The sequence below is a fragment of the Trichococcus sp. genome, assembly GCF_055118575.1.
The window spans coordinates 1-12,987 of record NZ_JBSQPW010000021.1 but is presented as its reverse complement, the minus strand read 5'-3'; the positions used below and the strand labels follow the sequence as shown (position 1 = coordinate 12,987).

Annotated in this window: 16 protein-coding genes, 1 other RNA gene, 1 pseudogene and 2 other annotated features; of the genes and pseudogenes, 3 read left to right on the top strand and 15 right to left on the bottom strand. The window is 44.5% G+C overall.

Features of this window, described 5'->3' with window-relative positions; translation table 11 throughout:
- The first annotated feature begins 42 nt into the window (after positions 1–42).
- The 3 genes from ssrS (at position 43) to ACTCCX_RS07280 (ending at position 1,217) form a co-directional block, all read left to right on the top strand.
- A non-coding RNA gene (gene ssrS, locus ACTCCX_RS07290) (6S RNA) lies at positions 43–232 on the top strand.
- Between the two features lie 116 nt (positions 233–348).
- Positions 349–651, top strand: coding sequence for a hypothetical protein (locus tag ACTCCX_RS07285; protein WP_463275383.1), 303 nt, complete (start codon positions 349–351; stop codon positions 649–651).
- A gap of 98 nt (positions 652–749) precedes the next feature.
- Complete coding sequence (locus tag ACTCCX_RS07280; protein ID WP_463275382.1) at positions 750–1,217, top strand: universal stress protein; 468 nt, start codon at positions 750–752, stop codon at positions 1,215–1,217.
- Positions 1,218–1,268: 51 nt separating this feature from the next.
- Here the strand turns inward: ACTCCX_RS07280 and ACTCCX_RS07275 are convergent, their stop codons facing one another.
- The 15 genes and pseudogenes from ACTCCX_RS07275 to ACTCCX_RS07205 form a co-directional block, all read right to left on the bottom strand.
- A complete protein-coding gene (locus ACTCCX_RS07275; RefSeq protein ID WP_463275381.1) occupies positions 1,269–2,468 on the bottom strand; it encodes an acetate/propionate family kinase in 1,200 nt (399 codons plus the stop codon).
- Between the two features lie 50 nt (positions 2,469–2,518).
- Positions 2,519–3,532, bottom strand: a complete 1,014-nt coding sequence (locus ACTCCX_RS07270; protein WP_463275380.1) for a class I SAM-dependent methyltransferase — start codon at positions 3,530–3,532, stop codon at positions 2,519–2,521.
- Between the two features lie 130 nt (positions 3,533–3,662).
- Positions 3,663–3,947, bottom strand: coding sequence for a 50S ribosomal protein L27 (gene rpmA / locus ACTCCX_RS07265; RefSeq protein WP_068560128.1), 285 nt, complete (start codon positions 3,945–3,947; stop codon positions 3,663–3,665).
- A gap of 33 nt (positions 3,948–3,980) precedes the next feature.
- Positions 3,981–4,316, bottom strand: a complete 336-nt coding sequence (locus tag ACTCCX_RS07260) for a ribosomal-processing cysteine protease Prp (RefSeq protein ID WP_463275379.1) — start codon at positions 4,314–4,316, stop codon at positions 3,981–3,983.
- Between the two features lie 14 nt (positions 4,317–4,330).
- Complete coding sequence (rplU, locus tag ACTCCX_RS07255; RefSeq protein ID WP_463275378.1) at positions 4,331–4,639, bottom strand: 50S ribosomal protein L21; 309 nt, start codon at positions 4,637–4,639, stop codon at positions 4,331–4,333.
- A 16-nt stretch (positions 4,640–4,655) separates the two neighbouring features.
- Positions 4,656–4,729: a sequence feature (ribosomal protein L21 leader region), on the bottom strand.
- 105 nt (positions 4,730–4,834) lie between these two features.
- Positions 4,835–6,064, bottom strand: coding sequence for an MFS transporter (locus ACTCCX_RS07250; protein WP_463275377.1), 1,230 nt, complete (start codon positions 6,062–6,064; stop codon positions 4,835–4,837).
- Between the two features lie 142 nt (positions 6,065–6,206).
- Positions 6,207–6,887, bottom strand: coding sequence for an amino acid ABC transporter ATP-binding protein (locus ACTCCX_RS07245; protein WP_463275376.1), 681 nt, complete (start codon positions 6,885–6,887; stop codon positions 6,207–6,209).
- A 14-nt stretch (positions 6,888–6,901) separates the two neighbouring features.
- Positions 6,902–7,537, bottom strand: coding sequence for an amino acid ABC transporter permease (locus tag ACTCCX_RS07240; RefSeq protein WP_108031393.1), 636 nt, complete (start codon positions 7,535–7,537; stop codon positions 6,902–6,904).
- 32 nt (positions 7,538–7,569) lie between these two features.
- A complete protein-coding gene (locus tag ACTCCX_RS07235; RefSeq protein WP_463275375.1) occupies positions 7,570–8,370 on the bottom strand; it encodes an amino acid ABC transporter substrate-binding protein in 801 nt (266 codons plus the stop codon).
- Between the two features lie 28 nt (positions 8,371–8,398).
- On the bottom strand, positions 8,399–9,196 hold the full coding sequence (locus tag ACTCCX_RS07230) for an amino acid ABC transporter substrate-binding protein (protein WP_463275374.1): 798 nt from the start codon (positions 9,194–9,196) through the stop codon (positions 8,399–8,401).
- A 105-nt stretch (positions 9,197–9,301) separates the two neighbouring features.
- Positions 9,302–9,552: a binding site (T-box leader), on the bottom strand.
- Positions 9,553–9,631: 79 nt separating this feature from the next.
- Positions 9,632–10,156, bottom strand: coding sequence for a rod shape-determining protein MreD (gene mreD, locus ACTCCX_RS07225; protein ID WP_463275373.1), 525 nt, complete (start codon positions 10,154–10,156; stop codon positions 9,632–9,634).
- Complete coding sequence (gene mreC, locus ACTCCX_RS07220; RefSeq protein ID WP_463275372.1) at positions 10,156–11,010, bottom strand: rod shape-determining protein MreC; 855 nt, start codon at positions 11,008–11,010, stop codon at positions 10,156–10,158. The genes mreD and mreC overlap by 1 nt, the downstream gene beginning before the upstream one ends.
- Positions 11,011–11,056: 46 nt before the next feature.
- Positions 11,057–12,079, bottom strand: coding sequence for a rod shape-determining protein (locus tag ACTCCX_RS07215; RefSeq protein WP_463275371.1), 1,023 nt, complete (start codon positions 12,077–12,079; stop codon positions 11,057–11,059).
- 282 nt (positions 12,080–12,361) lie between these two features.
- The gene (cspD, locus tag ACTCCX_RS07210; RefSeq protein WP_086628303.1) at positions 12,362–12,562 is read right to left on the bottom strand and encodes a cold-shock protein CspD; all 201 of its coding nucleotides are present in this window, start codon (positions 12,560–12,562) and stop codon (positions 12,362–12,364) included.
- 179 nt (positions 12,563–12,741) lie between these two features.
- Positions 12,742–12,888 (bottom strand): annotated as a pseudogene (locus ACTCCX_RS07205) (JAB domain-containing protein); the annotation flags it as partial.
- Positions 12,889–12,987: the final 99 nt, after the last annotated feature.

Here is a 12,987-nt window from a genome sequence, read left to right as displayed (position 1 = left end):
TTTGCTTGCCAACGAATGATTAGTATGCTACTATACGTATATAGATTTCTGAGGTGTTCGACATATTCTCAATGTGTTGACCGAACAATTTATTACTACCTTGGGATCCTGTTTATTTCGGTGGATAACACGCCTTATCATTTGGTAGTTAGAGACTGGATATTGGAGCCCACCTGCTTATATGCGGGTTCAAAACTAGTAGAATATACTCACCGGCACCATCGGATTTCTAATAAAGTTTTATACTTTTCGGAGCTGCTCTTTGAGCAGCTTTTTTTGCAGACTGGAAAACACGGAAAAGCGCTTATTGAGCAATTTCCCCGCAATTCCCTTCAAGGAGGATGCACATTGGTAGAATTATTGATTGCCCTTTTTTCATTATTGTTGGTTTCGACCGGCCTTTTTATGACATTAAAAGGCCCCACTGTTTTTGTGTTGACTCCGGATCGTATCACCGAGCAGCAACGCAATCAGATCTGGCTCTTTTTCCGTAATGGCGGAGCCCTGTACATGTTGATCGGTTTTCTCTGCCTTCTGACGATTTTCTTCAGGAGCACCTTGCTTTATGCATTTGCCGTAGTGATCGCATCAGGGTATACAGCACTCTTCAGTATCCGCCTGGCCGGCATGATGAAAGACCAGAGCCGCTGAGCATTAAATTCCCGGAAAGAATCGCACACGCTTTCATTTTTATGGAAAGTGAAGTAAAATAAACTTGTAAGCGATACTAGTTTAGAGGAGTGGTTAATATGTTTCAAGAGTATAAGAAGATTTTGATACCGGTTGACGGATCCAGAGAATCAGAATTATCCTTCCGTAAAGCAGTGGAAGTGGCCAAACGGAATAAAGCAGCCATCATCATCACTCATATTATCGATACAAGAGCCATACAGACGCCTACAGGTTTTGAGGGCAGCTTTACGGATGAAATCGTCCGCCAATCCAAAACGTTGATGGAAGAATACAAAACCTATGCCACAAACGAAGGCATAACAGATGTTCATACCGTCATCGAATATGGTTCACCAAAAGCCATCATTGCAAAAGATTTGCCTGCCGAATACGATGTGGATCTGATCATGATCGGTGCGACCGGCCTTAATGCCGTCGAAAGACTGTTCATCGGGTCCGTATCCGAGTACGTCATCCGCAACGCACCCTGCGATGTGCTCGTCGTCCGCACCGACCTCGAGAATAAACCGAAACCTAAAAAATAAGCAAAAATTCCGGTATGCCAACGATTGGCATACCGGAATTTTTATTTTAAATTAGTGTTTTTCGCTGAAGCGAACGACGTCACGAGCAATCATAAGCTCTTCATCTGTAGGAATCAACAACACTTTCACCTTGGAATCGTCAGTTGAAACGATTCTTTCAACGCCGCGGACATTGTTCTTTTCATCGTCGATTTTGCAACCGAACCAAGAAATACCATCGATGATGATTTTACGGGTAGGCGCAGAATTTTCACCAACGCCAGCAGTGAAGACGATCGCATCCACACCGTTCATGATGGCAACGTATTGTCCAATATATTTGATGATACGATTATGGAAGATATCCAAAGCAATTTGAGCATGCTCATTGCCGTTTTCCGCCGCTGTCTCAACATCGCGCATATCACTTGATACGCCTGAAAGTCCCAACAGACCAGATTTTTTGTTCAGGATGTCAACGAATTCATTGATGTCTGTGATGCCCAGTTTGCCCATCAAATAGGCGATCAAAGAAGCATCGATGTCCCCTGAGCGAGTTCCCATCGTGATGCCTGCCAATGGTGTAAAGCCCATGGATGTGTCGATTGATTTCCCACCTTGCACAGCGGTGATGGATCCACCGTTGCCGATATGGCAAGTAATGATCTTCAACTCTTCGATCGGTCTGCCCAACATTTCTGCAGCGCGTTCAGCGACATATTTGTGGCTTGTTCCGTGTGCACCGTATTTTCTGGCAGCATATTTTTTATAGTAATCCATCGGAATGCTGTACAGGTAGTTTACTTTCGGCATTGTTGTATGGAAAGATGTATCGAATACTGCAACACTTGTGATTTCGGGCAGTAATTTCTTGAATGCGCGGATTCCTGTAGCGTTCGCTGGGTTATGCAAAGGCGCCAATTCGCCCAACTCTTCGATTTGTTCCAGAACAAGATCATCCACTAGCGCGGAATCTTTGAAGATTTCCCCGCCGGCAACTACACGGTGTCCGACACCTGTAATCTCATCGTAGCTTGAAATGATGTTTAATGCCAATAATTGATCAAGTAATTTCTGTACTGCGATTTCATGGTTCGCAATATCCTCGGTAACCTGGAATTTTTCGCCTTCTCCATGTTTGATTGTGAAGACGGAATCATTCAAACCGATTCTTTCGATTATTCCGGTTGCAAGAACTTCCTGATCAGGCATAGCGTATAATGTAAATTTCAAGCTTGAGCTACCAGCATTGATAGCGATGATTTTTGACATTTTTTTCTCTCCTTTAAATTGACTGATTTTTCTTATATCTCTAATAAATATTATATCATCTTTGCGCTCCAATTGTGGAAAATATCCAGGAAAGATTGCATCTTTTGTGCGTTTTTAAGATCTGGAATTTCCCCCAAAAGCACTTGTTCGGCTTGAATCGATTTTTCACCATTTTTTTGAACAATAATGATTGATTTTTTCATTCCATTTTTGTGGAACAGATCTTCCGGAAGGCTCAAAAATGCCTGTATATGAACGTTTTCCTTCAACCACCCCATTAACACAGATGTTTTATCTGTTTCAAAAATGTCGGAAGGAACGATAAAAATCCCCCAACCGGATTCTTTCAGATAGTTCACATTTTGTTCAAACATTAGGAAATGTGTAAAAGAATTTCCTTCCGAAAAAGCCGTTTTGTAGTTCTTTGCGCGCTCATTCACCGGATAATATCCGACCGGAAAATCCGATACTACGATATCAGAAGGTGCAATCAATAGTTCCTGCAGGCTGTCTGAATGGGTGTAATGAATTTTTTCCGACAAGCCCATCAAGAACCCGCTATTGGCTGCGACACTGATTAACAGGTCATCATTTTCGACCGCTTCCGCAGTCACTTCATTGCCCCTGTTGGCCAAATGCGCCAAAACGATATTGAGAAGGTTCCCTGTCCCTGCAGCCAGATCTGAAACATGCAGTTTTTCTGTCTTATCTTTTTTTATTTCTCCAATAAAATAAGCAATCAGATAGGCAATCGTGTCCGGAGTCATTTGATGATTCATCTGGAGCTTATCTACCTTTGTCGCCTTGATGAAAGTCAATTGGATGCTCTTGCGGATGATTTCCTTGTCCAATGCTTCCAAATTCATTTTTTTGTAGAGATTGTTCAAGCGTTCGACTGCCTCGTTTGAAGGCAAGCCTCCCACTTGTTGTGCCTTTCCTCCAAAGGAAAGATTTTCCAGCGTTTCGGACAACGCTTCTATATATGAAAGTTCAGCTTCCGTTTGAAGTAATATGATGGCTTCATCCATCAATCCGAAAAGACTCTCAACATTTGTTGCTTTCAAGTCGTTCACCGTCCCTTACTTTTTGTTGGTATGTAAAATACAAAAAAACCTGCGAAGGAAGTGACTGATCATTTGCCCCCGCAAGGTTTTTTGTGTGTATGTAATTGGTTGATCGGCAAAAGTACAAGTATTATTTAGCTGTAGGGTATACAGAAACTTGTTTTTTGTCACGGCCTAAACGTTCGAAACGAACGACACCGTCAACTTTTGCAAATAGAGTGTCATCTCCACCGATACCGACGTTAGTACCTGGATGGATTTTTGTTCCGCGTTGACGGTACAAAATTGATCCGCCAGTTACGGTTTGTCCGTCTGCACGTTTAGCTCCTAAACGTTTAGATTGGGACTCACGTCCGTTGGTAGTAGATCCGCCCCCTTTTTTGTGGGCGAACAATTGTAGATTCAATTTCAACATGTGGTTTGCACCTCCTTATTAAGTAGTACAGTTTTATTGCATTTTTATGGCCACATAATCCGGATATGTCTGAGCGACATCTTCCAGCGAATAGAATAGATGCTTCAGTAAAATCTGCGTAATGTATTGCTGCTCCGCTTCCCTCTCGGAAAGTATCTCCGCATAGAGATACCCGCCTTCATCATCCGCTTCATCAACAAGCATCTGATACCCGGCTAAACGTTCAACGCTATTCACAGTTTCGATGGCCAGCACAGAAACAGCGGCGCAGATAATATCTTCACCTTCCACTCCGTACCCGGCATGCCCCGTAATCTCGAAAGAAAGCAGGTTGCCATGGTCATCTTCTTTAAATTTCACTTCAATCATGATTATTCACACTCTTATGCGTTGATTGCGTCAATGATTACTTTTGTATAAGGTTGACGATGACCTTGCTTGCGGTGTGTATCTTTTCTTCTCTTGTATTTGAAAGTAGTTACTTTCTTTTCTTTGCCCTGTTTTTCAACAGTGCCTTCTACAGAAGCACCTGTTACGAATGGAGCGCCAATTTTAGTTTCTTCTCCACCTACAAATACGATTTCATCAAAAGTTACTTTGTCACCAGCTTCAGCTTCTAATTTTTCAATGTAGATTGCTTGACCAACTTCAACTTTTAATTGTTTACCACCAGTTTTGATAATTGCGTACATATTCTCTGCACCTCCTTATTTTACTTAGACTCGCCAAACGGAGTGCCCTTGCGGGTCTCATGACTCCCATCCGTGCGGTTGTAGCCGTGGTGCGCACATTTACAACATTAATAGTCTACCAAAAACTAAGGCGTCCGTCAACCTAAATAAAAAAGAAAACAAGGCCGACGCCCTGTTTTCTGATTCCAAAACTGATTATACTTGGTGGAGACCAGCTTTCGCGTATGATTCTTTTCGCAAGCCATCGATGCTTAGCATGACCAAAAAGCTGGCGAGGTAGCAAGCGGATAAGAATACCATAACTGTGGTTATATTAGAATAGTCCATCAGAAGGCCGATGATAAGCGATGAGAACCCACCGATTGCCCGTCCGACATTGATGATGAGATTATTCGCCATCGAGTGGATATGTGCTGGGTAAAGACGGCTGACTATAGCACCGTATCCTGCGAACATTCCATTAACGAAGAATCCCACTATCGCGCCTCCAATCAACATCGCAATACTGCTTTTTGCCATCACAAAAAGGAAAACCGCAGATGCTGAAGCCAGTAAAAAAATACCGTATGCAATTCTTGGCCCAACAGCATCCAGTATCCTACCGAAGAAAAGCATTCCGATTGACATACCCATGATTGTCGAAATCATCCATAAAGAAGAATTCGAAACCGACAATCCCAAACTTGTCTGCATGATTTGCGGCAACCAATTCATCAAACCAAAATAACAGCCAATCTGAACTACAGCCATGAACATCAGCGAAATCGTTTGTCTTGCTAATTCAGGTGAGCGGAACAACTCTCCAAAAGATGGCTTCGATTCTTTGATTTCACTATTTCTTTCCGTTGTGGCATCTCCTACCTCAACCAAATCGTTCTCTGAAACGGTCAGATGTACCCACAACACAATCAAAAGCGGCAGCAAACCCAAAAGGAATAAGGCGTTCCATCCAAAACGGGGCAATATCAAACTTGCAAGAAAAGCCGCGCTGATGTTCCCTACCATTCCGGCTACCGCATTCAAGGAAGACATCCGGCCCATTTTATGGACTGGTGTGACACGAGCAATCAGACTGATTGCGATACCATATTCCCCACCTGTACCGATTCCGGCAATGAAGCGAAGGGCATAGACCGAAGCCAAGTCATCCGCGAAGAACATTGCTGCCGTCGCAACAGAGAAGAGCAATAACGTTATCTTGAAAAGCTTTAAACTGCCGTAACGGTCCGCGAAGTATCCGAACAACAGTCCCCCTATCAGCATCCCAATATTCGTGATTGTTGAAATCAGACCGGCTTGTGCTTTACTGATCGCCAAGTCCGCAATAATTGATGCCAAAGAAAGGGACAGGAACATGTTTGTTAAATCGTCTGTCCCTGACCCTACTATTGCGGCATTCAGCACGCGTTTTTTTCTTTTTTCCATAATACGTCTCCCCTTAAAAGGAATGCTCACGGGCATTCATTATTTTCAACCAGAGACAATTATACAGATAGCCAGTCACAAAAAGCAAGTTATAGCCCTGAAGTAGAGCGCATTCTTTACTTTTTTTACTTTTTTGACCTTATCAACTATTTTTGACGAATTCACTTGAGGACACGATCCGGGTCCCGTATTGTTGACCGAACTCGGTATCATGCGTGACGATCAGGATGCCGGTTCCGCTAGCTGCGATTTCCTGGATCAGCTTACCGATACTGTCGGAAGATTCGCGATCGAGCGCAGAAGTCGGTTCATCAAAACATAGTACCCGCGGATTCAGCATCATCGCCCGAGCGATGGCGACCCTTTGCTTTTGGCCTCCGGACAAAGTCGACGGCATAGCCTCCAGCTTGTCTGCCAATCCCATTTGCTCCAGTAATCCGGCCGCTTTCGCCGTCAGGTCTTCGCGGCTGCCCAACTTTTGGGCTAATGGCGCCTCCAGCAGATTGTCCAGCACAGAAAGGTTCGGGAACAAAGCATAATCCTGGAAAACCATACCGATTTTATTTTGGTAAAGACGCCTTTTTTTGCGGTCCACATATTCTGCACCCTTCAATCCTTGTTTGCACAAAACCGCATCCTCGATTGAAATGGTGCCTTGGTCTGCTTTTTCCAAATTGTTGAGCAAGCGCATCAATGTCGTTTTCCCCGTTCCGGAACGACCCACAAGCACAACGATTTCATTGGAATCGATGTGGAATGAAAAATCATCGATTACCGTTATGTCATGATAAGACTTTTTCAGATTCATCGCATTTAATAACATGATTGCCGCTCCCCCTAAAAGTTTCCTTTGGATTCAAGTTTATTCAGCAGCACCGTAATGACAGCCGTAACGGATAAATAGACGATGCCGACTGCCAGGAAAGGCACTAACGAGGCGTACGTATTCGCTGCAATCTGTCCTGCGCGCAATAGTTCCCCGAGACCGATGACATAAACCAAAGATGTGTCTTTTACTAGCGCAATCACTTCATTCCCTACAGATGGCAACACGATTTTGGTGACCTGCGGAATGATGATTTTGAAAAAACCTCTGACCTTGCCGATACCCAACACGGAAATGGCCTCGAACTGTCCTTTCGGAACAGCAGTGATACCTCCACGGAAGATTTCCGCATAATAGGCAGCGTAGTTGATCATATACGCCAGAATCGCTGCAGAAAAACGATCCAATGTAATGCCAATCAGCGGCAAACCGAAGAAAACAAACATCAATTGCAACAGCAATGGCGTCCCTCTCATGATGAAGACATATATCTGGATCAGAAAACCCAGCCACTTCGGTCCGTAAACCCGGATGACGGCGATCAGAAATCCTAACGGAATGCTGGAAATCCCTATGATGAAGAACAACTTCAGTGTCATCTTCAAGCCGTCAAGCAATGATGGCAGTATCGTCTGTATCAAGTCCATTTCATAAACCTCTTTCTTACCCTTTATTTTCGTTATTCACTGTAGAACCATTTATTGTAAATTTCATCGAAGGTTCCGTCTTCCTTCATATCGGCCAAGGCGGCATCGACACGTTCCTGCAGTTCCGTGTTGCCCTTTTTGAAGGCAACCGCCATTTCGTCTTCCCCGAAATTATTCTCAAGGACACGGTAGATGTCTTGCCCGGACTGCTTCATGAAGTAGCGTCCATAGACTTCACCGACGACGATGGCATCCACACGCCCTGATTCCAGGTCGCTGAAGGAATTGTTGTTGGAAGGATAAAGCACCAAATCCCCGCCCAATTTTTCAAATATCCCTGATTCATCTTCCATGATTTTATCCACTGAGCTCGAAGATTGTTGTGTCGAAACCAACTTCCCTTCCAAATCCGCTTTTGTTTGGATGTCGCTGTCCTTCAAAACGATGATGGATTGCGCATCCACGATATAGGGTTCGCTCAGGAGGACTTTTTCAGCACGTTCCGGCGTAATGGCATAGCCATTCCAGATCATGTCGATGTTGCCGGAATCCAATTCGGTTTCCTTCATTGCCCAATCAATCGGCTGAAAAACCATTTCAGCCCCGATCCGCTCACCGACCGCTTTCGCCAGATCGACATCAAAACCGATGATTTCGTTGTTCTCATCACGGAATCCCATAGGCGCAAAAGTGTCATCCAAGCCCACGACCAACGTTTCCTCGGCAACAGCTTCCGAGCTGGTGTCAGCATCATCAGCAGACCCGCCGCTGCAACCAGTCAACACCAACAAGCCCGTTCCGACCAAGGCGGCTTTTTTCAGTTTATCCAACATTCGGCTTCCTCCTCAACAAACAATTTTATTATTCAGCGAACCAAGTTGCGTAAATTTCATCGTAGGTTCCATCTTCACGCATTTCATTCATCGTTGCATCGATTGCTTCTTTCAGCGCAACATCTTCCTTGCGCACACCCACACCATATTCTTCCTCACCAAAATTATCTTCAAGAACAGCGAACTTTTCTTCGCCTTTTAACTTCATCGTGTAACGGCCCAACACTTCGTCGACGACGATTGCATCGCTGCGGCCGCTTTCCAGATCGTTGAACACATCGTTGAAGGTAGGATACAAAATTGGAGTGCCCCCATCAAACTCAGCGGCAATTCCCGTTTCGTCGGCATTGATGGCATCAAATGCCGCAGATCCTTGTTGCGTCGCGATTATTTTTCCGGCCAAATCGGCTTTTGTTGCGATTTCGCTGTCTGCCATTGTGACGATGATTTGGCTGTTGTTCAGATAAGGTTCTGTGAAGAGCACTTTCTCCTTGCGCTCTTCCGTGATCGTATAGCCGTTCCAGATCATGTCGATGTTCCCGGAAGCCAATTCAGTTTCCTTCATTGCCCAATCAATCGGCTGAAAAGTGATTTCCACATCCAAGCGTTCCGCAACCTCTTTCGCCAAGTCGACGTCGAAACCGACGATTTCGCCGCTTTCATCTTTAAAGCCCATCGGCGCAAAGGTATCGTCCAACCCCATCACCAGGGTATCTTTGATTCCTGAATCTACCGATCCGGTTGCAGAGGAATCCTCAACAGCGCCTCCACCGCATGCAGCCAATAAACTTGTGGACGCCAACAATAGTAATGCTAATTTTTTCATATTCTTCTCCTCCATATATGTGTACTTTTTTATTACCGTATTTTTGTGGTGGTCCCACATCACGCCGTTTCCAATAAAAAAAGCCCTTTAACTTCCTGTTGAAAGTTAAAGGACGATTGAAGTCGTGGTTCCACCTTTTTTTGCGGCATCTTCACAGAAACCGCCTCATAACGTTCCGTTTGAAACGTCAGCGCTGTAACGGGCACAACCGAGTCAGCCTACTCAGGACAACAGAAGTTGTCTTTTCAGCATTCTTGCTCAGAGACGTGATTTCACTGATTTCTATTATTTGCTCGCACCACCCGCAAACTCTCTGGAAATAGGCAAAAGTTACTTTTTCTCTTCATTGCATTTAGAATTTAAGACAATAATACCACAGCATTCGGGAAATGCAAGCATTTCATTAAAATAAGTCTCATCCATTTCTCATCATGGTTAATCATACATCCAGCCCACAAGCTTAAACAATGGATAATAAATGACAATGAACAACACAATGTTCAGCACGATGGTCGGTCCCAATCGTTCGGAAGCGAACGCGCTGAAATCAAGCTGCGTAATGTCCATCAAACTGTAGAAGCCAAAAACGAATGAATCCACAGCCACGATTGCCATGATGAACAGCAACGCCAACACAAAAACGTTCTCCGTCAGGTATTTCTGCATCTTCTTCACGGAGTACACGACCACAGCAAAAGCGACTGCGTAAACACCCAAAATGCCGCTGTAATAACTGTCGAACAACAGCCCGAACAGAACCGCATACAACTGCATCGGCTGCTTGGGGAAATAGTAGGAAAAAAGCACAAACCCGAACAGTGCCAGATGTGGCACGAGGATATACGCTTCACTGACAAACTGTCCCGGGAAAGCATTGATCAAAAAGCCATCCAGGATCAAAAGCAAGTAAAGCATCACAGGGATGAAATAAGTGTGATGCAAGGATCTGTTCTGCACCATCACTCACCACTCCCACTCAGCCGTTTGATGACCGTCACGAAGCGGATATTGTAAACCTCTCCGGCAGGCTCGATCGTCACCTGCTTGAACAGGCCATAGCTGTCCATGGAAACTTCTTTGACCGTACCGATCAATAAGGCGCTTGGCGAAACGCCTCCTAATCCCGATGTGATCACACTGTCGCCCGGATTGATCACCGCATCAGGGGCAATCTGGGACATGGAAAGCATCTTCGCATCCTCATCATACCCATTGACTATGCCATGAACAGGTCCGGATTCGGTTTGGATTTCAGCTGACACACGGTTAGTCGTGTCGTTCGAAGTGGTCAATAAGAGGACTTTCGCGCTGGTTGAATTGACTTCAGATACACGGCCGATCAGACCGTTTCCGGCCATCACCGACATGTCGACCTCTACCCCATCCTTGGATCCTTTGTCAATGATGATTTGGTTCAGCCAACTGTCCGGGTTGCGGGATACCACAGAAGCATTGATCTGTTCATATTCTGATAAAGTACTTTTCAGGTCAAGTTCTTCTTGCATCCGAGCATTTTCTTGCTCCAGATTATAGACTTTCACTTGCAGCTCATATACGGTATCAATTTTACTTTTTAAAGATTGGTTTTCTTCATACGTATTCATCAGGTTATCGACTGAATCAACAAAATTCGCCACTACTTCCGCCGGCTTAGAAAATATTCTCGCAATGGAGCCCGTCACATCGTTTCCTACTTGTTGCGGTATCGATGTATCTTCTCTATTGTTGGTAATAGAATATGCTATCAAGCTGATAAAGGTGATCACACTGATCAATAGGATAATCAATTTTTTATTGTTAAAAAACTGATTCACATTGACACCTCATTTCGTACATCACTTTCAATTACACTCATTCTGCTTAATGTCTTAAATTTTTTCGTTTGTATACGTTGATATTCTTCAATGTCTCGCCTGTTCCGATGGAAACACAATCCAATGGATCATTGGCGATAAATACAGGAACTTCGGCTTCCGCCGAAATGACCTCAGCAATGTTCTTCAACAAAGCCCCGCCACCTGTCAAAACGATGCCATGGTCAATGACGTCGGCAGATATTTCGGGAGGTGTCTCTTCCAGAACTTCCCTTACGGAAAGGACAATGTTATCCACCACATCATGAATCGCAATCGCTACGTCCTCGGCATGGATTTCCAAAGTCTTGGGCAGTCCGTTCACCATATCCCGACCTCTTATTTCCATGGATCCATAGGAAGCTGCCTTTTCGATATCGGCGCAACCGATTGTTATTTTGATGTTCTCGGCAGTCCGCTCTCCGATCAAGAGACCGTACTTTTTGCGGATGAACTGAATGATTGCCTCATCCATCCGATCGCCACCGGCTGTGCTGGAACGGCTCGTGACGATCCCTCCGAGCGAAATCGTCGCTACGTCCGTGGTCCCACCACCGATGTCCACCACCATATTGCCTGTAGGCGCATGCACCGGAAGTCCCGCGCCCACCGCAGCAGCGAAAGGCTCTTCGATGATGAAAGCTTCTTTCGCACCGGCTGTCCGGGTGGCATCAAGAACTGCCCGTTTCTCCACTTCCGTCACACCACTCGGTACACAGACCATCACGTACGGTTTTATGAATGCATTTCCAGTCGCTTTTTTGATGAAATATTTCATCATTGCGACTGTTGTATCATAATCCGCAATGACGCCTTCTTTCATAGGGCGGGATGCCACAATGGTGCCGGGTGTCCTGCCAAGCATCTGGAAAGCCTCTTCCCCAACGGAAAGAATCTCTCCTGTATGGATATTTTTGGCGACGACAGAAGGTTCTCTGAATGCGATGCCCTTACCGGCTATGAAAACGATTGTGTTGGCCGTACCTAAATCGATTCCGATGTTTTTGCCTTTAAAATTAAAACTTACCAAGTACTTCTCATCCTTCCGTCTGGTTGACTAAAAGCTCTCCCACAAACAAATTCTTTTCTATTTTACCACAAACCGGAACAAGAAAAACATCAATGTAACAAACAAAAGAAAGAATTAATCAATTTGACGGAAATGCCGCTGATCGGTAATATCGTCGTCAAAAAAACACCCTAATTGACACAATATGTTTGCATGATTCCAGTAAAACTTTCAGCGGATCGCCATCCAAAAAGGGCCCGAGACAGTGTCCCGGACCCTTTGATCGTATAATTAAAAGGAAAATTAGATTTTTTCTACGTTAGAAGCTTGTGGTCCGCGGTTTCCATCAACGATTTCGAATGAAACTGCTTGTCCTTCTTCTAATGATTTGAATCCGTCGCCCAAGATAGCTGAGAAATGTACGAATACGTCATCTCCGCTTTCGCGTTCGATAAAACCAAAGCCTTTTTCTGCATTAAACCATTTTACTGTTCCTTTTTCCATGAAAAATTCCTCCTCGTGCAAAGCACTCAAAATTGTTATTCTTGCTTTTGGTACGATAGGAATGTTCACGACAATCTTTTCTTTACCAAACAAAAACACTAACATAATCATATATCAGGTTTTCTGATATTGCAAGTTTTTTGCCATCAGATTTTCATTTTCTTATGGGGAATTTGAGGCTAAATGATGCCGTATTCGCGCAGACTGAGATACTCATCGACCCCGATAATGAAATGATCGAGTATCTCGATCCCCATCATTTCCCCGCACTCCACCATCCTGCGGGTGAACACCAAATCGGCTTCCGAAGGGTCGGGGTTCCCGGAAGATAGCGATAGGTAAGTCTTTGATGTTATCTACAACTTTTCCCCCGCTCCACACCGTGCGTACGGCTTTCACCGTACACGGCGTTCCATCGTTAGTTA